The organism is Microvirga sp. Mcv34 (genome assembly GCF_024519725.1).
Classification (GTDB): domain Bacteria; phylum Pseudomonadota; class Alphaproteobacteria; order Rhizobiales; family Beijerinckiaceae; genus Microvirga.
The window spans coordinates 79870-102132 of sequence record NZ_JALJRK010000006.1 but is presented as its reverse complement, the minus strand read 5'-3'; the positions used below and the strand labels follow the sequence as shown (position 1 = coordinate 102132).

At 62.2% G+C, this 22263-nt stretch carries 23 protein-coding genes; 15 read left to right on the top strand and 8 right to left on the bottom strand.

Going from position 1 to position 22263, the window contains the following annotated elements; genetic code table 11:
* The first annotated feature begins 41 nt into the window (after positions 1 to 41).
* The 5 genes from OC446_RS05730 to OC446_RS05710 all read left to right on the top strand — a co-directional run bounded on the left by OC446_RS05730 (position 42) and on the right by OC446_RS05710 (position 5721).
* Positions 42 to 1364, top strand: coding sequence for an ABC transporter substrate-binding protein (locus OC446_RS05730; protein ID WP_262028091.1), 1323 nt, complete (start codon positions 42 to 44; stop codon positions 1362 to 1364).
* Positions 1365 to 1435: 71 nt separating this feature from the next.
* Positions 1436 to 3178: an ABC transporter permease gene (locus OC446_RS05725; protein ID WP_262028090.1), complete on the top strand. Its 1743-nt coding sequence runs from the start codon at positions 1436 to 1438 to the stop codon at positions 3176 to 3178.
* Between the two features lie 29 nt (positions 3179 to 3207).
* On the top strand, positions 3208 to 4305 hold the full coding sequence (locus tag OC446_RS05720; RefSeq protein WP_262028089.1) for an ABC transporter ATP-binding protein: 1098 nt from the start codon (positions 3208 to 3210) through the stop codon (positions 4303 to 4305).
* A gap of 87 nt (positions 4306 to 4392) precedes the next feature.
* Positions 4393 to 5061: a phosphoglycolate phosphatase gene (gene gph / locus OC446_RS05715; RefSeq protein WP_262028088.1), complete on the top strand. Its 669-nt coding sequence runs from the start codon at positions 4393 to 4395 to the stop codon at positions 5059 to 5061.
* Positions 5062 to 5091: 30 nt separating this feature from the next.
* Positions 5092 to 5721 carry a histidine phosphatase family protein gene (locus OC446_RS05710; RefSeq protein WP_262028087.1) on the top strand — a complete coding sequence of 210 codons (630 nt, stop codon included), beginning with the start codon at positions 5092 to 5094 and terminating at the stop codon, positions 5719 to 5721.
* A 128-nt stretch (positions 5722 to 5849) separates the two neighbouring features.
* On the opposite strand, the gene OC446_RS05705 is transcribed toward OC446_RS05710, so the two are convergent.
* Positions 5850 to 6296, bottom strand: a complete 447-nt coding sequence (locus tag OC446_RS05705) for a GreA/GreB family elongation factor (RefSeq protein ID WP_262028086.1) — start codon at positions 6294 to 6296, stop codon at positions 5850 to 5852.
* Between the two features lie 468 nt (positions 6297 to 6764).
* Here OC446_RS05705 and OC446_RS05700 point away from each other — a divergent pair, with 468 nt between their 5' ends.
* Both OC446_RS05700 and OC446_RS05695 read left to right on the top strand, forming a co-directional pair.
* On the top strand, positions 6765 to 7166 hold the full coding sequence (locus OC446_RS05700; protein ID WP_262028085.1) for a Glu/Leu/Phe/Val dehydrogenase dimerization domain-containing protein: 402 nt from the start codon (positions 6765 to 6767) through the stop codon (positions 7164 to 7166).
* Between the two features lie 19 nt (positions 7167 to 7185).
* Positions 7186 to 8010, top strand: a complete 825-nt coding sequence (locus OC446_RS05695; protein WP_262028084.1) for a pseudouridine synthase — start codon at positions 7186 to 7188, stop codon at positions 8008 to 8010.
* Between the two features lie 118 nt (positions 8011 to 8128).
* Here OC446_RS05695 and OC446_RS05690 read toward each other — a convergent pair whose 3' ends face one another.
* On the bottom strand, positions 8129 to 8824 hold the full coding sequence (locus tag OC446_RS05690; RefSeq protein WP_262028083.1) for a FadR/GntR family transcriptional regulator: 696 nt from the start codon (positions 8822 to 8824) through the stop codon (positions 8129 to 8131).
* Between the two features lie 104 nt (positions 8825 to 8928).
* Between OC446_RS05690 and OC446_RS05685 the strand changes: the two genes are divergently transcribed.
* Genes OC446_RS05685 through OC446_RS05675 form a run of 3 tightly spaced genes read left to right on the top strand, consistent with a single transcriptional unit; the run spans position 8929 to position 10843 of the window.
* Positions 8929 to 9081: a hypothetical protein gene (locus OC446_RS05685; protein ID WP_262028082.1), complete on the top strand. Its 153-nt coding sequence runs from the start codon at positions 8929 to 8931 to the stop codon at positions 9079 to 9081.
* Positions 9082 to 9084: 3 nt separating this feature from the next.
* Complete coding sequence (locus OC446_RS05680; RefSeq protein WP_262028081.1) at positions 9085 to 9834, top strand: YoaK family protein; 750 nt, start codon at positions 9085 to 9087, stop codon at positions 9832 to 9834.
* 40 nt (positions 9835 to 9874) lie between these two features.
* Entirely contained in the window at positions 9875 to 10843 is a 969-nt protein-coding gene (locus OC446_RS05675) for a bile acid:sodium symporter family protein (protein ID WP_262028080.1), read from the top strand.
* 130 nt (positions 10844 to 10973) lie between these two features.
* Here OC446_RS05675 and OC446_RS05670 read toward each other — a convergent pair whose 3' ends face one another.
* Positions 10974 to 12671, bottom strand: a complete 1698-nt coding sequence (locus tag OC446_RS05670; RefSeq protein WP_262028079.1) for a methyl-accepting chemotaxis protein — start codon at positions 12669 to 12671, stop codon at positions 10974 to 10976.
* A 389-nt stretch (positions 12672 to 13060) separates the two neighbouring features.
* A complete protein-coding gene (locus OC446_RS05665; RefSeq protein ID WP_262028078.1) occupies positions 13061 to 14386 on the bottom strand; it encodes a PLP-dependent aminotransferase family protein in 1326 nt (441 codons plus the stop codon).
* A gap of 100 nt (positions 14387 to 14486) precedes the next feature.
* Between OC446_RS05665 and OC446_RS05660 the strand changes: the two genes are divergently transcribed.
* Genes OC446_RS05660 through OC446_RS05640 form a run of 5 tightly spaced genes read left to right on the top strand, consistent with a single transcriptional unit; the run spans position 14487 to position 19346 of the window.
* A complete protein-coding gene (locus OC446_RS05660; RefSeq protein WP_262028077.1) occupies positions 14487 to 15449 on the top strand; it encodes an ABC transporter substrate-binding protein in 963 nt (320 codons plus the stop codon).
* A 59-nt stretch (positions 15450 to 15508) separates the two neighbouring features.
* Positions 15509 to 16399 (top strand): ABC transporter substrate-binding protein, encoded by an 891-nt coding sequence (locus tag OC446_RS05655; protein WP_262028076.1) that lies wholly within the window; start codon positions 15509 to 15511, stop codon positions 16397 to 16399.
* A complete protein-coding gene (locus OC446_RS05650; RefSeq protein WP_262028075.1) occupies positions 16396 to 17331 on the top strand; it encodes an amino acid ABC transporter permease in 936 nt (311 codons plus the stop codon). Before OC446_RS05655 ends, OC446_RS05650 begins: the two co-directional genes overlap by 4 nt.
* Positions 17328 to 18107, top strand: a complete 780-nt coding sequence (locus OC446_RS05645) for an amino acid ABC transporter ATP-binding protein (RefSeq protein ID WP_262028074.1) — start codon at positions 17328 to 17330, stop codon at positions 18105 to 18107. Before OC446_RS05650 ends, OC446_RS05645 begins: the two co-directional genes overlap by 4 nt.
* 57 nt (positions 18108 to 18164) lie before the next feature.
* Complete coding sequence (locus OC446_RS05640; RefSeq protein WP_410055014.1) at positions 18165 to 19346, top strand: M20 aminoacylase family protein; 1182 nt, start codon at positions 18165 to 18167, stop codon at positions 19344 to 19346.
* Between the two features lie 147 nt (positions 19347 to 19493).
* Here the strand turns inward: OC446_RS05640 and rpiB are convergent, their stop codons facing one another.
* The 4 genes from rpiB to OC446_RS05620 all read right to left on the bottom strand — a co-directional run bounded on the left by rpiB (position 19494) and on the right by OC446_RS05620 (position 22260).
* Positions 19494 to 19940 carry a ribose 5-phosphate isomerase B gene (gene rpiB / locus OC446_RS05635; protein ID WP_262028072.1) on the bottom strand — a complete coding sequence of 149 codons (447 nt, stop codon included), beginning with the start codon at positions 19938 to 19940 and terminating at the stop codon, positions 19494 to 19496.
* A gap of 69 nt (positions 19941 to 20009) precedes the next feature.
* Positions 20010 to 20768, bottom strand: a complete 759-nt coding sequence (locus OC446_RS05630; RefSeq protein ID WP_262028151.1) for a transporter substrate-binding domain-containing protein — start codon at positions 20766 to 20768, stop codon at positions 20010 to 20012.
* Positions 20769 to 20834: 66 nt separating this feature from the next.
* Complete coding sequence (locus OC446_RS05625) at positions 20835 to 21590, bottom strand: amino acid ABC transporter ATP-binding protein (protein WP_262028071.1); 756 nt, start codon at positions 21588 to 21590, stop codon at positions 20835 to 20837.
* Between the two features lies 1 nt (position 21591).
* Positions 21592 to 22260, bottom strand: coding sequence for an amino acid ABC transporter permease (locus tag OC446_RS05620; protein WP_262028070.1), 669 nt, complete (start codon positions 22258 to 22260; stop codon positions 21592 to 21594).
* Positions 22261 to 22263 lie beyond the last annotated feature (3 nt).

Genomic DNA, 22263 nt, shown 5'->3' with positions numbered 1-22263 from the left:
GTGCGGGCCCAAGTCAAAAGCCATCAAGTTGGAGGAAACTGATGCTTCGCCATTCTGTCGCCGCGGCGGCATTGATCGGTACTGCCCTGTTCACGGGCGTCGCCTTTGCCCAGTCCGGGAAAGTCACTGTGGTGACCTCGTTCTCAAAGGATGTGACCGACCCGTTCAAGCAGGCCTTCGAGAAAGCGCATCCGGGTGTGACGCTCGATGTGCAGAACCGTAACACCAATGCGGGCGTGAAGTTCGTCGAGGAGACGAAGGGCAACAACCAGGTCGATATATTCTGGGCCTCTGCCCCGGATGCCTTCGAGGTCCTGAAGGGCAAGGGTCTGCTCCAGAAGTACAAGCCGAAGGCCGAAGGTATTCCGGACAAGATTGGTTCTTATCCCATCAACGATCCGGAGAACTTCTATTCCGGCTTTGCGGCTTCCGGCTACGGCATCATGTGGAACGATCGCTACGCCAAGGCCAACAAACTGCCCGATCCGAAGGACTGGCAGGATCTCGCCAAGCCGATCTACTTCGATCACGTTGCCATGGCGGCGCCTTCGCGCTCCGGCACGACGCACCTGACCATCGAGACGATCCTCCAGGGCGAGGGCTGGGATCAAGGCTGGCGCACGCTGAAAGAAGTCTCCGGCAACTTCCGCCAGATCACCGAGCGCTCCTTCGGCGTTCCGGAAGCCGTCAATTCGGGACAGGTCGGCCTCGGCATCGTGATCGACTTCTTCGCCTTCTCGTCCCAAGCATCGGGCTTCCCGGTGAAGTTCGTCTATCCGACGGTCACCACCATTGTGCCGGCGAACGTGGGTGTGATCGCGAATGCACCCAACAAGGCTGGGGCCGAGGCCTTCGTCGATTATCTCGTGTCTTCCGCCGGCCAGGAGGTTCTGCTCGAGCCGAGCATCCGCCGTCTTCCCGTGAACCCGGCCATCTATGCCAAGGCTCCGGCTGATTACCCGAACCCCTTCAAGGATCCGTCCCTCGGGGCGCGGGTGAAGTTCAACGTAGACATTTCGGAGAAGCGCACGAACGTCGTCGACGTGCTCTACGACCAGACCGTGACGTTCCAGCTCGAAGCCCTCAAGGGAGCCACCAAGGCCATCCAGGACGCTGAGGCCGCAATCGCCAAGAAGGACAACGCGGACGCCAAAGCCCTGGTGAAGGAGGCCCGCGACCTTGTCGCCGCCATGCCTGTGACCGAGCAGGAGGCCTCGTCGCCTGAAATCGCCGGCGCCTTCACGGGCGGCAAGGAGAAGGGCGCCCGTCAGGCCGAGCTCGAGCAGAAATGGGCTGCCTTTGCGAAGGAACGCTATCAGCAGGCCCAGGCCAAGGCCGAGCAGGCCCAGAAGCTGGCCCGCTGATCGTCCATCGGGCGGCTCGCATCGCCGAGCCGCCCGTCAAAGGCACTTCTTGACTGTTGAGGAGAGCGTCCATGGCTGGCGCCACCACTGCCGGGCGAGCACGAGCGTCGTCCACCTCTTCCGGCAATTTTAAAAGGCTATTGGCATCGCCGGGGCAGATCGCTCTGGCTTTCGGAATTGCCCTCTTCCTGCTTCTTTTCCTCGTCGTTCCCGTCGGAACGGTGATTTACGTCGCCTTCACGGAGAAGGGCACAGGTGAGTTCACTCTCGTCAACTTCCTCGACTTCGCGCGGACAGACCTGTTCATCCGCTCGTTCTGGAATTCCGTCTATGTATCCGCGATGTCGGTTGTCGTCGCATCGGTCTTCGCGCTGCCGCTCGCCTATATCACCACGCGCTTCGAGTTCCGCGGCGCAATGCTGATCCAGACGCTCGGCTTTCTCCCGCTGATCATGCCTCCCTTCGTCGGAGCGGTCGCGATGCTCCTGCTGTTCGGCCGCAATGGATCGGTGAACCTGCTCCTCGACGATTGGCTCGGTATCAAGATCCCCTTCATGGAAGGCTTGAACGGTGTCATCTTCGTTCAGGCCGTGCATTATTTTCCCTTTATCCTGATCAATCTCTCGGCCGCGTTGCGCAACATCGACCGAGCTATGGAGGAGGCGGCGCAGAATCTCGGCAGCTCCGGTTTCCGCCTGTTCCGTCGCATCGTGTTTCCGCTCGCCATGCCGGGCTACATCGCGGGAGCATCGCTCGTCTTCGTCAAGGTCTTCGACGATCTGGCCACGCCGCTGCTCCTGAATGTCAAGGACATGCTCGCCCCGCAAGCCTATCTGCGGGTCACCTCCATCGGCATCGCGGATCCGATGGGCTACGTGATCTCCGTGGTGCTGATCTGCATGTCGATCCTGGCCATGTGGATCTCGGCGCGGGCCATGCGCGGGAAGGACTACGCCACGGTGCAGCGCGGCGGTGGCGGTCTGGCGAAGCGCCGGATGCGGCCCTGGGAAAGCGCCGTCGCCTATGGGGCTGTCCTGCTCATTCTGTTCCTTGTCCTGGCGCCGCATCTCGGTCTCCTGCTGCTCTCCTTCGCGACCGTCTGGTCCTTCAGCCCGCTGCCTGATGCCTATACCCTGGCTCATTATGGGCGCGTGTTCGGCGAGAGTTTCGTGTACGTCAAGAACACGATGATCTATGCCTCCATCGCGGGCCTGATCGACGTGGTTCTCGGCACGGCTATCGCCTACCTCGTGCTAAGGACGAAGCTGATCGGCCGCGAATGGCTGGACTGGGCTGCCACCGCTGCTCTGGCGATCCCAGGAGTGGTGCTCGGCATCGGCTATCTGCGCACATTCTATGGCGTGCAACTGCCCGACGGCACTCCGCTTGCGGCTCTCTGGATCATGATCGTACTGGCGCTGGCGATCCGACGCCTACCCTATGCACTGCGCGCCTGCTACGCGGCCCTGCAGCAGATCTCGGTCTCTCTCGAAGAGGCGGCCGAGAACCTCGGCGCCACGAAGCTGCGCACGATCCGTCGCATCGTGCTGCCGCTGATGGGCGGCGGCATTCTGGCAGGCTTCGTCACGAGCTTCGCCACTGCGGCCGTGGAGCTCTCGGCAACGCTGATGCTCGTCCAATCGAACTCGGACGCGCCTCTCGCCTACGGCCTCTACGTCTTCATGCAGTCGCCGGCGGGCCGGGGTCCTGGTGCGGCGTTGGGCGTCATCGCCGTGCTGCTCGTCGCAGTGTGCACCTTCGCGTCTCATCTGATCATCGAAAGAAGCCAAAAGGCCAAGGCGGTCGGACGCTGAACGCGTCCGTGCCGGAGGAAATCACACCCATGAACCAGCCATTTCCCATCACGTCCCTTGAAACCAAGGCGGTCGACGTCGACATCCGCAACGTCGACCTGTCCTATGGCGCCAATCATGTTCTCAAGGGGATCAACCTGCACATCCGGCCCGGTGAGTTCTTCGCCTTCCTCGGGCCGTCCGGCTGCGGAAAGACGACGCTTCTGCGCCTCATCGCAGGATTCAACGAGGCCGATGGCGGCGAGGTCCTGGTCGGTGGCCGCGACGTGGCTCACCTTCCGCCCTGGAAGCGCGATGTGGGCATGGTCTTTCAATCCTATGCCCTGTGGCCGCATATGACAGTCAAACGCAATGTCGCGTTCGGCCTGGAGGAGCGGAAGGTTCCGAAGGCCGAGATCGACAGGCGCGTCGCCGCTGCGTTGGAACTCGTCGGCCTTGCCCATCTGGCCGACCGACGCCCATCCCAGCTTTCCGGTGGCCAGCAGCAGCGTGTCGCGGTCGCGCGCACCATCGCGATCGAGCCGAAGGTGCTGCTTCTCGACGAGCCTTTGTCCAATCTTGATGCGAAGATGCGCGTGCAAGTTCGTCGGGAGCTGCGCGACCTGCAGCAGCGCCTCGGCCTGACGACGATCTTCGTCACGCACGATCAGGAGGAGGCCAACACGATCTGTGACCGGATCGCCGTCATGAATGACGGTATCGTGCAGCAGGTCGGCACGCCCATGGAGCTGTACGAGAAGCCCGCCAATCTGTTCGTCGCGAACTTCCTCGGCACCGCAAACATCCTGCCAGGGCGCGTAATCCGCGTGGGAGGCGAGCGTTTCTTCGACATCGATGGTGGGGTTCGCCTGCCGATCCCGACGCACGTTATCGTGCCCGACGAGGCCAAGCTCGTCTTCCGGCCCCAGCACGCTTCTCTTGGTAGAGGCGGCACGGGCGACGTCCTTCTGCCAGGCACCGTCGTGCACAGCGAGTTCCTCGGGTCCACCCTTCGATACGGGGTGAAGATCGGGGCGGCGGAAGTCTCCATCGATACGCCCTTCCACTCGGGAGAAGCGCTCCGCCAGCCGGGCTCCGCCGTCGAGATCGGCCTCTCTCTGCGCTCCGCCCTCTGGCTCGCCGCCTGAGAGGCCCCGCGCAACATTGCCGCCGGGCGGAAGGGACGCATCCTTCCGCCATTGCCACGCCTTTCTCCGAACGCTAGTACCGACCGCATGTCTCCCCTGAAAGCCATCATTTTCGACCTGGACGGAACCCTGGTCGACAGCGCCCGCGACCTGATGGACGCGGTGAACATCCTCCTAGCGCACGAGGGCCTTCGTCCGATCGACCTCGTCGAGGTCAAATCCATGATCGGCGACGGAGCGGCCAAGCTCGTGGAGCGGGCCGTCTCGGCGACGGGAGGAGACCTGTCGCGTCTGCCTACACTTGTCGCACATTTCCTCCAGATCTATGAGGGCAAGGCGTCCCACCATACCGAGGCATATCCCGGTGTCGCAGATACGCTGGCCGGCCTGCGCAGTCTTGGACTTCCCCTGGCGGTCGTCACCAACAAGCCCTACGGGGCCACCATCGCAATTCTGGAGGCGCTCGACCTGCGCGCCTTCTTCGATGCGGTCGTCGGGGGCGACACGCTTCCCGAGCGCAAGCCGCACCCCGCTCCGATCCTGGCGGCGTTGAACCAACTGGGCGTCGCACCCGAGGCGGCGCTCATGGTCGGCGACAATTATCACGACGTGCAGGCGGCCCGCTCGGCAGGCGTGCGGGCCTTCGCTGTCACCTACGGCTACAGCCACAAGCCTCATGCTGAATTGGGCGCGGATCGACTGATCGACGCCATGCCCGATCTGCTGTCAATCGTGACGAAGACCGCGGCCGCGTGAGCCTCTGAACACAGCCTGGAGACTTATGCCGTGAGATTGATCCTCGTGCGTCATGGCGAGACCTTGTGGAACGCGGAGCGCCGTTTGCAGGGACATGCGGATGCCCCCCTGTCACCACGTGGCATCGAGCAGGCGCGGCGCGCGGCGATGTTCTTCGCAGGCGGTCCCGCTCCCAGCTACATCGTATCCTCCGATCTGAGAAGGGCGCGCCATACGGCAGAACTTCTTGGCTTTGCCGAATTTTCAACCGATGAGCGCCTGCGCGAGATGGATCTCGGCGACTGGGCAGGTCAATGGATCGAGCAGATCGAGGCATCCGATCGGGGCGCCTATCGCGACTGGCGCCTCGGACTCTACACGCCGCCGGGCGGTGAAGAATGGCTGCCGTTTCGGGAACGTGTCAGCGCAGCGATGCACGCGGCCATCGACCATGCCGACGGCGATGTTGTAATCGTGGCGCATGAGGGCGTGGTCCGGGCGGCCTGCGACGTTCTGGTCGGCTTGGGTCCGTCCCAACTTTCACCAGTAGCGTCGGCAGCGATCACGATCTTCGATGTTGATCCCTTGGCGCCGTCGCACAAAGCGCGCCTTGTCGCATTCAACTTCACTGTGTCACCTGACGACCTGAGAACGCGCGGTCTGGATCATGCTCCCGTCTAGAGCTGTTTCCATTGGTATGGCTTCAGCTCTCTTGTTTGCTTTGACGGTGGACCGGATCCACTTCGCCGAAAATGCTCGAGTGGATGGTCTTCGCCTCAATGGAGCAGGCTGATAGAGGGCAAGGCGCCTCAAGTCCAGATTACGTTACCGGGACTGCGGGTGACCGTCGAACCAGCGTCCAGAAAGCGTAGGCCGATACCCTCCACATATACCTCGCGAACCGTGCCATCCTCCACGAACGACATACGGTCACCGACGCGAAGGCCCAGGAGCGCCGTTCCCAGCGGAGTCGTTACGGAGATCTCCGCGCCGGGCCAGATCAGATCTTCAGGATGGACGAGCAGGTGCGCGCGCGACTTCGGATCGTCGTCAATGCGATAGATCACCCGACAGTTCGTCGAGACGACATCGTCCGGCAGCGCGGCGGGATGGCAGACCTCTGCGCGACGCAATTCTTTGAGCAGGAAGTCGGGCGTCCGGTAGTTGCGCTTCTGCCGGATCATCGCGGTGAACAGCAAGCGGTTATAGTCGCTGGTCGCAATTGTGATTGGTGGGAGTTTGTTCCGCGTGCTCATGAAAGCCTCCTCGAAACGGTCAGATGTGGGACGTGCAGGAGCATTCCCGCAGGCCGTCCGGACACAGCAAGTCGGGACGCGCCTGAACGGCATGCGGAACGCTCAACAACGGTGTGAGATCGATTTGACGCCCCGGAGTGTCGGTGACCGCGCATGGGTCAATCCGACTCCTGGGGCTTACCTGCCTGCTTTGAGGCAACCCGCGTGCGCTTGAAGACGGAGAATTTTCACGAACATCGTCATGATAGAGACAAGATAGTTCCTTCGCGGGCAAATGCAAGGTTATGGGCGTTGCAGGCGCTTGCACGAAGGGAGTAGTCCCTGGCGTGGATGAGCCTGTTCCTGATCGACGCAGCCTTCCCCGGGGATATTGCGCTCCGCAATGGAAGACGCCATTAAGGCTTCGCAGTGGCAACCTGCCCGAAAGACGTCGACACATAGGAGCAAGATAGATTGCAAGCGGCCTCCATGCCGGACCAGGCGCTGACGCGCCGCGACGAAGCAGCCCGGCATCTCGATTCCGACGCAGACGTTCTCGGTAGCGTGAATGATTTGCGCGACATCACGACGGTCCATCTGATGATCCGCATGGACGAGGCATCCCGAAAATCTTTCCTGGCCTGGCGCTGCAGCTATGACGACACCTGCGATACGACCTTGGAGGAGGTGGAGGCGCCTGCCTCTTTTCTGGCCATCAATCGTGCGGGGATGAACCTGCCGTATGGCGGCGGCAAGGCTGCCATGCAGGTCGATCCCGGCAGCCTGTCGAAGGCCGAGCTGGAGCGCCTCTCGTGTGCCTGCGTGCAGGCGCTCGCGCGATTTGAGGGCCCTATCGAGGCCCCCGGCACGCAGCAGTTCTTCACGAACTGACATCCGGAACGGCAACATCATGAAATCACCGCCGCAATTGCGGGGCGCAGCGCGTCCCCGGCGTCAGAACGGCGCTGTGGTCAGCTTGCCACGCGCCCTGTCGAAGCTCGGGTTCTGCTCCCGCACGCAAGCCGAGGCCTTGGTCGCGGCCGGGCGCGTGAGTGTCGACGGCCGGGTTGTCCGCAATCTGGCGGCTCGCGTCGATCCGGGGCGCACCTGCATTACCGTCAATGGCAACGCGGTGGCAGCCGAGCGCAGGGTCTACCTGATGCTCAACAAGCCACGCGGCTTGGTTACAACCCGAGACGATCCCGAGGAGCGATCGACCGTCTACGACTGCCTTGAAGGGCTCGTTCTTCCGTTCGTCTCACCCGTGGGCCGCCTCGACAAGGCGAGCGAGGGCCTTCTTCTCATGACGAACGACACGCGCTGGGCGCAGCGCGTGCTGGACCCTGCATCAAACGTCGAGAAGGCCTATCACGTTCAGATTGATCGCCTGCCGGATGGGGAAATGCTCGAGCGGCTACAAGCGGGCATGATGCTCAACGGCGAGCGTCTCGTCGCAAAATCGGCGAGCCTGCTCCGTGCTGGTACGCGCAACGCGTGGCTGGAGGTCGTTCTCAACGAGGGCAAGAACCGCCAGATCCGGCGCCTGCTCGGCGCCGTCGGTGCGGACGTGCTCCGCCTCGTGCGTGTCGATGTCGGCGGTGTGCAGCTGGGGGATCTGCCAAGAGGCGCTGTTCGGCATCTCTCTGTGGACGAGAAGGCGATGCTGGATATTCCGGCCCGTGTGAGTCCAGGCCCGCGCAAGACGCAGCAAGAACGGCAGTTCCGAGATCGTTGATCGCTACCTCATGAACCTCTCCGACCTAGAGCTGATTCCATTGACATGGAATCAGCTCTCTTTCTTGTTTGACCGCATTTTTTGACGGTGAACCGGATCCACTTCACCGAAAAATGCTCTAGGCGCCCTCATGAATCATGATGGTCCGGATCGTGCTCAGGTGGTCGAACATGGCCTTTTGTGCTGCCGCTGGATCCCGGATCGCGATGGCCTCGACGATGGCCAGATGCATGCGCCCCTGCTGGGCTGCATACTCCTTCTTGCGAGCCCGCCGGAAGGCGAGATCGTGCTGCCGCTGCCAGCGGGCGCGGCCTCTCACCGATGACAGGACATCCAGGAACGCGATCAGCAGTGAATTGCCGGTAATGCGAGCGATCCCCTTGTGGAACGCGTCATCTGCCTGCTCATAAGCCTGCCAGTCAGGCGCTTCGCTGCTCCTCGACGCATGTCCGCGCAGGAGGGCAATGTCCTGGGCGGCCGCGCACAGCGCGGCCTCGCCGGCGATGGGCGGCTCGATCAGGAGCCGGGCCGCGAGCACGTCGGCGGGTGAAGCCATCTCGACCAAGATCGAGGGGCGAATCGGCTCGGAGGCGGGTGGTGGCCCCACGAAGGTGCCTTGTCCCACGTGCCGCCAGATCAGGCCCTCCTTCTCCAGCACCTCGAGGGCTGCCCGCAAAGTCTCGCGACTACAGCCGATCATGGGCGCGAGGACCCGCTCCGGTTCCAGCCGATCCTGCGGGCCGAAGGCGCGTCGCCGAAGATGGGCGCGCAGACGCTGGGTTGCGACCTCCGTCGTCAGGCGTGTTCCAGGCAATGTGTCCAGACCAATTTTTAGACCAATTACGATCTGTCCTATGTAGCAGGCCCGGCCCGAATGCGAAAGCTGCGGCCAAGCGAGAGGAGGGAGAAGGACGTCTCATGAAAGCGACACTTGCTGACCGTTTTTTCGGCGATGAGCCCACTCACGATCCGGCCGTCCGTCTGGGCCGCCTCATCGGCACCATTCTGGGCTTGCTGATCTATCCCATGTTCGTCTGGATCGTCATCGACGGACTCTTCCGGATCCTGTGAGCCATGACAGGCCCAGAGGTGGAAGACACGGACCGTCTGCAGAGGAGCCTTCAAACCCAGGTTCTGCTGGGTGTGCTGCTGACCGCCGTGGCCGGCTTTGTCGACACCATCGGCTACATTGGCCTCGGCGGTCTGTTCGTCTCCTTCATGAGCGGAGCCAGCGTATCGCTCGGTGTCGGGCTCAAGGACGGTCATTGGGATGCTGTCGGGCAGGGCTTGTTCATGATCGCATCCTTCCTGGGCGGAGTGACGCTTGGAACGGTGCTGCGCGGGACTGTGGGTCCATGGGCTCTTTCGTCCGTCCTGCTCATCGAGGCGATCTTCCTAGCGGGCGCGGCTCTGATGGCGGGCTCCGGGTGGGCTGTCCCCGCCTCGATCCTCCCGGTCGCGGCAGCCATGGGCGTGCAGAATACGGCCCTGCAGCCTGTGAGCGGGGTGCGGCTCGGCGTGACGTTCATAACGGGTACGCTGGTGAGCCTGGGACAGGCCTTCGGACAAGCTCTTCTCGGGCAGTCGGAGGCTTGGCGTCGACGGGGCCATTCCGTGTTGTGGGGCGCACTCGTCGTCGGGGCCACGGTGGGGACCAGCCTGAACGGCGCATTCGGACCGAGAGTCCTGATCGTCCCGGCCATTCTGGTTATTTTCCTGGCACTCCTCAGCGCCGTCTCCGTGCTGGCGACGAGGCTCCCTGATCCGGCATACGCGTATCGCGATCCAGAGCCGGTTCATCCCTCTGTGTGGCCGTACTACTGACTGGCGCGAGCACGCAGTTCATCATCAGATCGGAATAGGTATGCGAAAGATCGATCCGTTTCTTCTGCTGATCATGGCGGCCATCGCCGTGGCCACCGTACTTCCCGCGCAGGGCGTCAGCGCCCGAATCCTCGACACGTTGGGGAGCTTGGGAATCGGGTTGCTCTTCTTCGTTCATGGAGCAGCCCTTCCGCGGGAGGTGATGATCCATGGCCTCGTTCAATGGCGGCTGCACCTCTTCATCTTCGCCATTACATTCGTGGTGTTTCCCCTAGCCGTGATTCCGCTCGGCATATTGCCGCCGGCGTGGATGCCGGCAGACCTGTTTCTGGGCTTTCTCTACTTGGCGGCGTTGCCATCGGCGGTGTCGTCCTCCATCGCCTTCACGGCTATGGCCAAGGGCAATGTGCCGGCGGCCATCTGCAGTTCCGCCGCCTCGAATGTTTTCGGCCTGCTGCTGACGCCGGTACTGTTGTCGTTGCTCGCGCGGACGTCCGTTGAGGGCGGCTTTGACCTTGCCCAAGCCATCAGCGACGTGGTGCTCCAGCTTCTGGTCCCGTTCGCGGCCGGCCAGTTCGTCCGCCCATGGTTGGCAGGCGTTTTGGCGCGACATGAGCAACGGATCGGTACCCTCGACCAAGGGGTTATCCTGATGATTGTCTACACTGCGTTCTCGCAATCTGTGGTCGACGGTCTGTGGTCTCGCCTTCCACCGGCCAGTGTAGTCCTTACGGCGGTGCTGTCTCTGATTTTGCTGACGGTCGTGCTGGCTCTCACCACCTTCATCGCCCGTTGGTTCGGATTCACCCGCCGAGACGAAATCGCCGCTGTGTTCTGCGGCTCGAAGAAGAGCCTGGCTTCCGGCTTGCCGCTCGCTAAGGTTCTGTTCGCGACGGCTCCAGGCTTCGGCATGATCGTGCTGCCGATCATGTTCTATAACCAGATTCAGATCATCGTCGGGGCAGTTCTGGCTCGCCGCTATGCCCGCATGCCGGCTGTCACCCATTGATCATCAGCAGGATCTTGCGGCGAGACCCGGCCGTAAAAGAAAGCGCCCCTTCGAGCAGGGCGCTTTCCCAATCTGACATCGGAGCGTTCCCCGGGCGAAGCTCCATTCGCCGGGGGCCTGGCATGTCGGTTCAGGCGGCCTTCACGCCACGAAGGAACTGACTGACTTCGTCTCCAAGGCTGTTGGAATGACGGGCCAGCTCCTGGGCTGCGCTCAGGACCTGAGATGCAGCCGCTCCGGTCTCGCCGGCACCCCGGCGCACATCGCCGATATTCCCGGTGACGTGCTCGGTGCCACGGGCTGCTTCGTGAACGTTGCGGGCGATCTCGCCCGTTGCCGCGCCTTGCTCTTCCATCGCTGCAGCGATCGTGACCGAGATCTGTGACATTTCCCCGATGGTGTGGGTAATGGTCTGGATGGCCTGAACCGCCTCCCGCGTCGCTTGCTGCACCGAGGCGATCTGCTGCGAGATCTCGTCCGTCGCCTTGGCCGTCTGGTTGGCGAGTTCCTTCACCTCGGAAGCAACGACTGCGAAGCCCTTGCCGGCTTCGCCCGCCCTGGCTGCCTCGATCGTGGCGTTGAGCGCCAGCAGATTGGTTTGCCCAGCCACCGAATTGATTAGGGCGATGACGTTGCCGATCCGCTCGGCCGTGGACGCCAGCTGCTGTACGATGGCGTCGGTGCGCTGGGCATCGTGCACGGCACGCTCGGCGATCCGCGACGATTGACTGACCTGAGAGGCAATCTCCCTGATGGAGATCGACAGCTCTTCAGTGGCGGCTGCGACCGTCTGCACGTTGGCGGATGTCTGCTCGGCGGCCGAGGCAGCGCTGACCGTCTGGTTGTTGGTCTGATCCGCGATCGACGTCATGGTCTGCGCGGTCGCTTCCATCTCCGTCGCAGCAGAGGCCAACCCTTGTGTCATGGCGGAGACGTTGCGCTCGAAGTCCTTGGTCAGCTGGTCGAGGAGCTGGGCCCGTCGCATCTTGGCGTCGCTTTCGGCCTCCTGCTCCGCCGCGAGGCGGCGGGCTTCAATTGCATTGTCCTTGAAAACCTGGAGCGAACGGGCCAATGCGCCCACCTCGTCCTGACGATCAGTGCCGGTCACGCGGATATCGAGCTCACCTCCGGCCAAGCGGCCCATGGTCTCGGTCATCGATCCGAGCGGGCGAGTGACACCGAGGAGAACGATCGAGCAGATCAACCCGATGGCGAACGTCAACCCGCCTGCGGCAGAGCCGATCAGCCACCATCTCGTGTTCAGCGCATCCGAAGACGCTTCCTGCTTCATCTGCTCCAGTTCGAGAGCGATGCCGTCAATGCTGGTGGTGATCTGGTCCCGCAAGGCGCGGCGCAGGTCGCGAGCGGAACCGTTCGTGATCTCGGTCGCCGCAGCATCGTTGCCCGCCATCGAGGCGGAGAGGCTCTGTTCCAGTACCCGGAAGTAGTTCAGAGTAGCGCTTCTCAGCTCCTCGTTCAGCTGCCTGAATTCAGCCGAGCTGGACAGATCAACGATCCGATCAAGGTCTTCCGACGCCTTCCTGGTCGCGGTCTTGAAAGCATTTTCGACGCTCCTGACCCGATCCGGAAGGTTCTTCGGCGTCAGGATCATGCCCTTCTCCTGAATCGATGCCTCGTTGATCTGCGTGTTGACGCTCTGAACCAGGCTCAGCCGTTTCGCATCGTTGTCGACGATACGCTCGGCATTGGAATTCATTTCGTCGAGGCCCGAGACGGCCATGGCAATCAGGCCGAGTGTGATCGCAACGAAGATCACCACCGGAACGGCAATCTTGGTGAGTAACTTCAAATTGTTGAGGAGTCTCATTGTCTTTCATTGGCCTGCTCGCATCGCCGCGAGAAGCGCACGCCCCCAGACGCGCATGAACCAGGCGGCGCCAAGATTAGGCAAAGACGTGAAGAAGCCCTTAAGGTTTCATACCATGCATGGCCAATGAATGCTGTCGCGGTATCGACCTGTCAGTAATGAACACGGTTTGGATCTGGTCATGTCGGCGCCGCGTGCAGGCTGGACATTCAGCCATCTCAACCACGCACTTCCAAGTGAAGGATCGCGCGCCGTTTCAGCAAAGGTTTACTGAATATCATCCTAGTAATGCGTGTATTTTCGTGTACGCGCCGAATCTCGGCCGTCTTAGGAGCTGGTCTGAACTCGAGGCGGCTCTGAACTTTCCGGTATTCGCTCTCCGGTCTTGCTCACGTCGCCGCTGCCAGCGCAATCGAGTCCGCCACACTCTCATATCGATCCGATAAGGTGGCCGTTGCAACGCGCAGATGACACGTCGGCAGGTTGGAGAACTTGGCTCCCGGATGGACGGCGATGCCATGGGCTGCAAGCGTTACCATGGCGAACGGCTCGGACGACACCGGGACCCATGCGCAAAGACCCTCACCGTGCATGGCATCGACGCCTCTCTGCTGCAGGGCTCCGACGAGATGGGCGCGCCGGCTCTGATAAATCGTCCGAGCGTGATCGATGGATTCTTTTGTCGCCGCATCGCGGAGCAGCCAAGCCGTGGCGCCTTGCAGGATGCGGCTGGTCCAGCCGGCGCTGAAGCTGCGGTAGGATTGGATCTGTTCAACGATGGCGCGTGAGCTGGAGAGGACGGCCAAACGCAGGTCCGGGCCATGTGTCTTCGAGAACGACAGGATGTGGATGACGCGGTTCGGAAAATGAACTCCCATCGAATGGCGTGGAGCTGATGAGATATCTCCGGCACCGTCGTCTTCGACGATCAAGGTATCGACCTCTTTCAGGATTCCGGCAAGGGTTTCCAGGCGTTTCCGGCTGACGCTCTGACCGGTCACGGAATGCAGGCGCGGTTGAAAGATGAAGGCTGCGGGTCTTGCCTTCAGCGCCGTCTCAAGGGACGACGGCAGCGGTCCTTCGCTGTCGCATTCGACCGGCACGATCCGAACGCCCCGGTCCTCCAGGATATCGAGGAGGCGCATGCCCGTGGGATTTTCAATCGCCACGGATGCCCCCGGCGGCAGCAGCGCATGAACCAGGGTGTAGACCGCGTTGTAGCCGCCATTGGTCGCCAGAAAGGCCTCCGGCTCATAGGGCCACGTTTTCCTCACTTCTTCTTCCAGTTCCGGCAGAATCCGGTTGCGCTCGTAGCTGTTGAGGTTCTCCGCCGAGGCGCCGTACGCCATCGCTTGCGCAAGTGGCGGCAACAGGCGGACGTCGGGAACGGCTGCGGTCAGGTTCAGAATACCTTCGCCGTAATGGCCTGAGCTTCCGAGCCGGTTCGGCTTTGCGACGAAACGGTCGCCGCTTACCCAGGTGCCGTTTCTACCTCGACCGCTGATGATGTTCTGACGGCGTAGCTCGCTCCACGCTTCCGAAATTGTCGCAGGGCTGACACCGAGTGCGAATGCAAGATCGCGGATCGGCGGCAGCTTCGTACCAACCGTGAGGGCGCCGGCGCGGATCAAGGCACTGGTCTCGAGAGCGATCCCTCGAATGGTCCTATCGTTGAGCTTCTCGGCAAACCATTGCGCGTCCCTGATATCAGTCATGCAGCACCACATTTAATGTTCAATAACATAATAGAGTTTGATCAACGTATTATGAACATTCTAATTACAAGGAGGACAAGTTTGCTGCGAGTGAATTCTGATGCCGTTGACCCTCCGTCTCGCCCTTCGTGACTGGGATTACATGACGCCTCTGGTGTTGGGCGACGTCCGGTCCGATCGCCTCGATATCAAGGTCGATCGCGTCGGCACTCTCATCTCCAATGTCGCTCAGGATCCGTCGTATGAAGGGGCGGAGATGTCCTTCAGCCGCTATTCGCAGCTGCGACATGACGGTGACGACAGTGTCGTGGGCATTCCGAACTTCATCATGCGCGGCTTCCGGCATCGGTGTATCATAACTATGAAGGAAAGCCCGATCCGCAAGCTGTCGGATCTCGCCGGCAAGAAGATCGGCATGACGGGCTGGCGGGATTCCGGCAATACCTGGACCCGCGCCGCCCTCCGTCGCGAAGGTGTCGGGATCGAGGACGCGATGTGGTATGCGGGCCGGTTGACGGAAGTCCATCCCATCACGGACCGGCTCGACGGGTTTGGTCGTCCGGGGCGCATCGAAGCCGCTCCGGGCGAGAGGCCGATGGTCGATCTTCTGAAGGAGGGTGGCCTGGATGCGATTTTCACGCCCTTCATGCCGCCAGGCTTCTTTGATCAGAATTCCCCGCTTCGCCAAGTCCTCGACGACTTCAGAGCGGCCGAGGTCGCCTACTTTCATGACGTCGGCTACGTGCCGGGCATGCACCTGATCGGCCTTAAGGCCGAGATCGTGCAGGACAATCCATGGGTCATGGACGAACTGAGCGAACTGATCGACGCCTCTCAGCGCATGTGGCTGCAGAAGCGCGAGAAATACGCAGATACGACCCCCTGGATGATCGACGAACTCCGCCGCTGCGCCGCGGATCTGTCGCCCTCCTGGAATGTGAGCGGGTTCGAGGCGAACGAGAAGATGATCGGCGACTTCGGTATCGAGCTCTACGAGCAGAAGATCCTGCCGCGCGCGCTGACGCCCGCCGATTTCTTTCCCTGGCAGGCGCGCGCCCAATAAATTCCATCAGAGGGACTGACGACCTGAGACGGCGTCTTCAAATAGAAAGGGTTTCTCCCATGCAGTCGAAATTGATCGCCTCCGCCGCATTCGCTGCCCTGCTTCTCGCAGGCTCGGCCATCGCGCAGGAAGCCGCCATCCCGAAGCAGAGCGTGAACGAGGAATTGCGGGCGCGCCTACCGGAGAACATCCGCACCGAGGGCAAGATGATCTCGGTCAACAACGGCTCGTTCCCTCCCTATGAGATCGTCACCGGAACAGAAATGACCGGCGCCAGCAGCGACCTCACGGATGCGATCGGCCAGGTTCTCGGCGTCAAGATCGAGCATGCCACGGTCGGTGGCCTGCCGGCGCTGCTCGCCGGCGTGAATTCCGGGCGCTACCAGTTCGCGTTCGGCCCCGTGGGCGACTTCAAGAGCCGCGAAGAGGCCAACGACTTCGTCGACTGGGTTCAGGAATTCGTCGTCTTCGCCGTTCAGAAGGGCAATCCTAAGGGCATCACCTCGCTGGATACCGCCTGCGGCAACCGCATCGCCGTCATGGCGGGCGGCTCCGCCGAACGCGTGATCCAGGCCCAAGCCGAGAAGTGCAAGGCCGACGGCAAGGAGCCTCTCACGGTTCAGTCCTATACGGACCAGCCGAGCTCGATCCTTTCGGTCCGTTCGAAGCGCGCCGACGCATTCTTCTCCTCGCAGGCGCCCCTGACCTACTTCGTCGCTCAGGCCAACGGCCAGCTCGAACTGACCGGCGTCGGGCAGAAGAACGGCTTCGAAGATCTCTATCAGGGCGCCGTCGTGCCCAAGGGATCGCCACTCGGTCCGGTGCTGCTCGACACCATCAAGCTCCTGATGAGCAACGGAACCTACGCGGCTATCATGAAGAAGTGGAGCCTTGAGAACAACATTCTCAAGGAGCCCGGCATCAACCTCGGTGGAGCGCTTCCGAAATGAGCCGTCTTGATCTGTCGAGCGCATCGCCCTTGGGCGATGCGCGCTTCCGTGACGTGGCGACGGCCCATGCTCCATTCCGCCTGGGCCGGTTGATCCTCTGGGCCGTCATCCTTCTCGTGGCGGCGAACTTCGCCTGGATCGTCGCCCATAACGAAAACTTCGGCTGGCCCGTCGTGATCGCCCATTTCTTCGATCCGACGGTTATCAGCGGCCTCTATGTCAGCCTTGGGCTCACGGTTGTCGCGATGGCGATCGGCACGGTTCTCGGACTGGTGCTCGCCATCGCCCGCATGTCCAAGGATGGGCTGGCGAACTCGTTCGCCTCCCTGTTCATCTGGTTCTTCCGGGGCACGCCGCTGCTCGTGCAGCTCATCTTCTGGTACAACCTGTCGACCTTGTTCCCGCGTCTGTCGATTTCCATCCCCTTCGGGCCGACGCTCGCGAGTTGGGATACGAATTCGGTCATCACGCCGATGACGGCCGCGATCGTCGGGCTCGCTCTGAACGAAGCAGCCTATATGGCGGAGATCATCCGTGGCGGCCTCCTCTCCGTGGATCGCGGCCAGACGGAAACCGCCGAAGCCTTCGGCATGACGAGGGCTCGCGCCCTGTGGCGGATCATCATCCCGCAAGCCATGCGCTCCATCGTGCCGCCGACCGGCAACCAGCTGATCAGCATGATCAAGGCGACGTCTCTCGTCAGCGTGATCGCGATGGCCGATCTGCTCTATTCCGTGCAGTCGATCTACAACCGCACCTTCGAAATCATTCCGATGCTGCTCGTGGCGGTCATCTGGTACCTGCTCATCACTTCGGTCCTCAATGTCGGGCAGAGCTATATCGAGGCCTATTACGGCCGTAGCGAGCGCCGCAACAGAACCGCCGACAAGCCGGCGCCCGTCGGTGCAGCCGTACAGGAGGCAAGCCATTGAGTGCCGCCCAGACCCTGGCGCCCCTCGTCCGGGCCCGCGACGTCCACAAATCCTTCGATCAGCTCGAAGTGCTGAAGGGAATCGACCTCGACGTCCTGCCGGGAGAGGTCGTCGTGATCCTCGGCCCCTCCGGTTCGGGAAAATCGACCTTCCTGCGCTGCATCAACCACTTGGAGGCCATCAACAAGGGATTCATCGCGGTGGATGGCGAGCAGATCGGCTACCGTCTTCGCGGCGATCGTCTCGAGAAGCTCTCCGCGAACGGCATCGCCCGCCAGCGCCGGAAGATCGGCATGGTGTTCCAGCAGTTCAATCTTTATCCGCACATGACGGTGCTGCAGAACATCATCGAGGCGCCCGTGGGGATTCACGGCGAAAGCCGCCAAGTGGCGACGCGAAATGCCATGAACCTCCTGGAGCGGGTCGGGTTGTCCGAAAAGGCCGGCAGCTATCCGCGCCAGCTTTCCGGCGGCCAGCAGCAGCGCGTCGCGATCGCCCGGGCCCTGGCGATCAAGCCCAAACTGATGCTGTTCGACGAGCCGACTTCGGCCCTCGACCCGGAACTGGTCGGCGAGGTGCTGGCAACGATGCGCGACCTCGCTAAGCAGGGTCTCACCATGATCGTCGTCACCCACGAGATCGGCTTCGCCCGTGAGGCGGCGGATCGGGTCGTGTTCATGGATGGCGGCAAGATCGTCGAGATGGGCAGCCCGGACGATGTGATCGGAAATCCGCAGCATCCTCGCACGAAGGCCTTCCTGTCGCGCTTCCTGTGATCATCGACGGCCTTCGCCTTTGCAGGCCAACGTTTCATTGCCATTCGGATGAATACCATGCTCAACGACAACGTCTTCGCCATGGTCTCGGATTTCGAGACCATGGAAGCGGAGCTCACCGGCATCCGCCATCATCTTCATGCCAATCCTGAACTCTCCTTCGAGGAGGCCGAAACGGCGCGCTTCGTCGCCGACAAGCTCGAGGGTTGGGGCTATGAGGTAACCCGCAATGTCGGCGGGCATGGCGTCGTTGCGCGCCTGAGCGCGGGCGACGGACGAAAGGGCATCGCCATCAGGGCCGACATGGACGCTCTCCCGATCGTGGAAGAGAGCGGCTTGGCCTATGCGAGCCAATCCCTCGGCAAGATGCATGCCTGCGGCCATGATGGACATACGACCGTGTTGTTGGGAGCCGCCGAGTATCTGGCCCGGACGCGCCGCTTCAACGGCACCGTCACGCTGATCTTCCAGCCGGCCGAAGAGGCCGGCAAGTTCAGCGGCGCACAGGCCATGATCGCCGATGGGCTCTTCGAGCGCTTTCCCTTCGATGCTATCTTCGGCCTGCACAATCATCCCGGCGCGCCGGAGGGCAACATCCTCCTGCGCTCCGGCCCAATGATGGCTTCCTCCGACACCGTCAATATCACCATCACGGGCAAAGGCGGGCACGCCTCGCGCCCTCATCTCACCATCGATCCTATCGTGGTTGCGTGCAACCTGGTGGTCTCGTTGCAGACGATCGTTTCGCGGAACATCGATCCGACACAGACGGCCGTCGTCACTGTCGGGACGATACACGCGGGCAGCGCCGTCAACGTGATTCCCGAATATGCCAAACTCGCGCTCAGCGTGCGTTCCTTCGATCCGAAGATCCGCGATCTCCTACAGGAGCGCATCGCCAAGCTGACGCAGTCCGTTGTAGACGGCTATGGCGCCACCACTGAGATCGAGTACGAGCGGGGGTATCCGGTCGTCGTCAATTCGGAGACTGAGACCGCCTTCGCCCGCACTGTCGCGGAGGAGCTGATCGGAGCGGACCGGGTTTCGACCTGCCACCTCATTCCGGGAAGCGAGGATTTCGCCTATTTCCTTGAGCACAAGCCCGGCAGCTTCCTGCGGCTCGGCAACGGCACGGATTCCGCCATTCTGCACAGCTCGAAATACGACTTCGCCGACGGTAGCCTGACCACGGGAGCGGCACTGTGGGCCCGTTTGGTGGAGCGCTACCTCGCCGAGTGACGGAAAGCGCGGCAGATCGACTGCCGCGGAACCTGCCCGATCCCAGCCTGTGGAAAGCTGGGGTCGGGGGTGCGCATCCATCGGCACCGGGGGAGCGAACCCGTTCGACCAAACTCGTCGCCCGTACCCCCGGGACCGCTGCCAGCTTCAGCCTTCGGCATCCATGGCGTGAAGCATTTCGACGCGCCGGCGGCAATCCTCGTCGGTCGAGAATTCGGCTGCCAGATAGGACGCGACGAGGTCCTGCGCCAGCCAGGTGCCGACGATCTTGGCCCCGATGCACATCACGTTCACGTCGTCGTGCTCGACCGATTGATGGGCCGAGTGGATATCGTGACAGACGGCCGCGCGGATGCCCTTGACCTTGTTCGCCGCGATCGACGCGCCGACGCCAGTGCCGCAGACCATGATGCCCCGCTCCGCCTCGCCGGACTTCACCTTCTGGGTCAACGCGCGGGCGATGTCCGGAAAGTCGACAGGCTTGTCATCGAAGGATCCGACATCGATGACCTCATGGCCGAGCGAGCGTACGTGTTCGACCACCGCGTTCTTGAGGGGCCATCCGGCATGGTCCGATCCGATTACGACGCGCATTGAAAATCACCTTTTGCTTTTCGATTGTAGGCCGCGTGGTGCCGGGGCACCACGCGGATTCTTCTAGCCTCAGCTCCGCATCTCCTGCGGGAGCTCGGTGCCGTGGAACTTCTTGTAGATCTCGTTCAGCTTGCCGTTCTTCAGGTTGGTTGAAATCCACTCGTTGAGCTTCTCGACCAGGGCCGGCTCGCCCTTGCGCACGCCAATGGCGAGATCGAAGGTCCGGATAAGCACCTTCGGCTCGAACGGGCGGGAGGGATTCTTGACGCCGATCTGGTTGGCGATCGTCGCCGAGGTCGCGACGCAATCCGCCTGTCCGGAGACGGCGGCCGTCACCATGGTGGCGTCGTCGTCGAAGCGAGCGAGGGTCAGGTTGCGATCCTTCATGTTCGACAGTTCAGTGTCTTGGGTCGTGCCGCGGGAAACCGCAATGGTCTTGCCCTTCAGGTCGCTCCAGTCCTTAGCCTCGACGGTCTTCAGGCAGGCCACGACGGATTGCAGCGCCGCATAGGCCTTGGTGAAGTCGATGACCTTGGCGCGCTCCGGCGTGACGGACAGGGTCGAGATGATGATGTCCGCCTTGTTGGTCTGGACGTTCGGGATGCGGGTCGCGCCCGTGGTCTGGACGAACTCGAGCTCAAGGCCCCAATCCTTCGCCAGAAGCTGAGCGGTCTCAACGTCCGAGCCCGTCGGCTTGAGATTGGCGTCCATCATTCCGGACGGCGGGATCGCCATGTCCGTCGCGATGCGGATCTTCTTCGCCTTCATGATGTCGTCGAGAAGATCCGCATGGGCGGCCGAGGTGCCGAGTGCGGCCATGCAGGTCATGGCGAATACGGCTACGGATAGCGAGCGCTTCATCATCGTCGTTTTCTCCCTTGATCGTCGTTGTCGTTAAAGCCCCGTGCCAACGAACTGGGCGAGTTCCGGAGTTGCGGGCGATGTCAGGATCGCGGCAGGACCGGTCTCATGGACCTTGCCGCGATGCATGAACACCACCCGGTTGGCGATACCCCTGGCAAATCCCATCTCGTGCGTGACCATCACCATGGTCATGCCGTCCGCAGCGAGCGCCTCGATGACCTTCAGCACCTCTCCGGTGAGTTCCGGGTCGAGGGCCGACGTCACTTCGTCGAACAGCATCACCTTGGGCTGCATGGCGAGCGAGCGGGCAATCGCCGCCCGCTGTTGCTGGCCGCCGGAGAGCTGTTCGGGATACTGATGGAGTTTGTCTTCCAGCCCGACCTGAGCCAGGACCTGCCGTGCCTGCTCCTTAGCCTGGGCCTTAGAGACACCTTTCACGGAGCAGGGGGCGAGCGTGATGTTCTCCTCGATCGTCAGATGAGGGAACAGGTTGTAGCTCTGGAAGACGATGCCGACATCCTGCCGCAAAGCTCTCAGATCGAGCTTGGGATCGCTGACCCGATGATCGCATACGACAATCTCGCCACTGTCGATCTTCTCGAACCGGTCGATGCAGCGAAGGGCCGTGCTCTTGCCGGAGCCGCTGCGCCCGATCAGGACGAGAACCTCTCCGCGATCCACCGCGAAGCTGACGCCGTCGAGCACTTTGAGCGGACCGAAGCTCTTGTGCACGTTCTTGAGGGATACCACCGGCGATTGGGGTGTCGCGTTCAGTGTCTGGTGCATATCAGGCAGTCCCGAGTGAGAGGCGGGCAGGGCCGCTGCGCATCTCCAGGCGGCGGCTGATGCGCGAGATCGGATAGCAGAGGGCGAAGTAGATCACCGCGATGATGGTGTAGATCAGGAAAGGCTCGAATAGGGAGTTGTTGATGATCTGTCCCGAGCGCGCGAGCTCCACGAAGCCGACCACGGAGGCCAGCGAGGTGTTCTTGATGATCTGGACCATGAAGCCCACGGTCGGAGGCGTGGCGATCCGGACCGCCTGCGGCAGGATGACTTTCACCATGCGCTGGGAACGGCTGAGGGCCAGCCCCTCGGCCGCTTCCCATTGTGGCTTCGGAACGGACTCGATGCTCCCACGCCAGATCTCGCCGAGATAGGCTCCGACATAGATCGTCAGCGAAGCTCCGGCGGCCGTCAGCGGAGAGACGGTGATACCGAGCGTCGGCAGGCCGAAATAGGTCAGGAACATGATGACCAGCAGCGGCGTGCCCTGGATGATCTGGACGTAGCCGGCGCTGAGAAGCCGCACGATCCTGCTCGGAGAAATGCGGCAGAGGGCAATGATGAAGCCCGCGATGCCGCCGCCGAGCAGACCGATGAGTGACAGGCCGATGGTCCACAAGGCTCCATAGCCGAGGAACATCAGGTGATTGGCATTCAGGGAACCGCCCATCGT

Bases quoted from the DNA above. Each gene is read 5' to 3' on its own strand.
- OC446_RS05730 (WP_262028091.1), top strand. From the start codon at position 42: ATGCTTCGCCATTCTGTCGCCGCGGCGGCATTGATCGGTACTGCCCTG.
- OC446_RS05725 (WP_262028090.1), top strand. From the start codon at position 1,436: ATGGCTGGCGCCACCACTGCCGGGCGAGCACGAGCGTCGTCCACCTCT.
- OC446_RS05720 (WP_262028089.1), top strand. From the start codon at position 3,208: ATGAACCAGCCATTTCCCATCACGTCCCTTGAAACCAAGGCGGTCGAC.
- gph (WP_262028088.1), top strand. From the start codon at position 4,393: ATGTCTCCCCTGAAAGCCATCATTTTCGACCTGGACGGAACCCTGGTC.
- OC446_RS05705 (WP_262028086.1), bottom strand. From the start codon at position 6,296: ATGAGCACGCGGAACAAACTCCCACCAATCACAATTGCGACCAGCGAC.
- OC446_RS05700 (WP_262028085.1), top strand. From the start codon at position 6,765: ATGCCGGACCAGGCGCTGACGCGCCGCGACGAAGCAGCCCGGCATCTC.
- OC446_RS05695 (WP_262028084.1), top strand. From the start codon at position 7,186: ATGAAATCACCGCCGCAATTGCGGGGCGCAGCGCGTCCCCGGCGTCAG.
- OC446_RS05685 (WP_262028082.1), top strand. From the start codon at position 8,929: ATGAAAGCGACACTTGCTGACCGTTTTTTCGGCGATGAGCCCACTCAC.
- OC446_RS05680 (WP_262028081.1), top strand. From the start codon at position 9,085: ATGACAGGCCCAGAGGTGGAAGACACGGACCGTCTGCAGAGGAGCCTT.
- OC446_RS05675 (WP_262028080.1), top strand. From the start codon at position 9,875: ATGCGAAAGATCGATCCGTTTCTTCTGCTGATCATGGCGGCCATCGCC.
- OC446_RS05670 (WP_262028079.1), bottom strand. From the start codon at position 12,671: ATGAGACTCCTCAACAATTTGAAGTTACTCACCAAGATTGCCGTTCCG.
- OC446_RS05665 (WP_262028078.1), bottom strand. From the start codon at position 14,386: ATGACTGATATCAGGGACGCGCAATGGTTTGCCGAGAAGCTCAACGAT.
- OC446_RS05660 (WP_262028077.1), top strand. From the start codon at position 14,487: ATGCCGTTGACCCTCCGTCTCGCCCTTCGTGACTGGGATTACATGACG.
- OC446_RS05655 (WP_262028076.1), top strand. From the start codon at position 15,509: ATGCAGTCGAAATTGATCGCCTCCGCCGCATTCGCTGCCCTGCTTCTC.
- OC446_RS05650 (WP_262028075.1), top strand. From the start codon at position 16,396: ATGAGCCGTCTTGATCTGTCGAGCGCATCGCCCTTGGGCGATGCGCGC.
- OC446_RS05640 (WP_410055014.1), top strand. From the start codon at position 18,165: ATGCTCAACGACAACGTCTTCGCCATGGTCTCGGATTTCGAGACCATG.
- rpiB (WP_262028072.1), bottom strand. From the start codon at position 19,940: ATGCGCGTCGTAATCGGATCGGACCATGCCGGATGGCCCCTCAAGAAC.
- OC446_RS05630 (WP_262028151.1), bottom strand. From the start codon at position 20,768: ATGACCTGCATGGCCGCACTCGGCACCTCGGCCGCCCATGCGGATCTT.
- OC446_RS05625 (WP_262028071.1), bottom strand. From the start codon at position 21,590: ATGCACCAGACACTGAACGCGACACCCCAATCGCCGGTGGTATCCCTC.
- OC446_RS05620 (WP_262028070.1), bottom strand. From the start codon at position 22,260: ATGGGCGGTTCCCTGAATGCCAATCACCTGATGTTCCTCGGCTATGGA.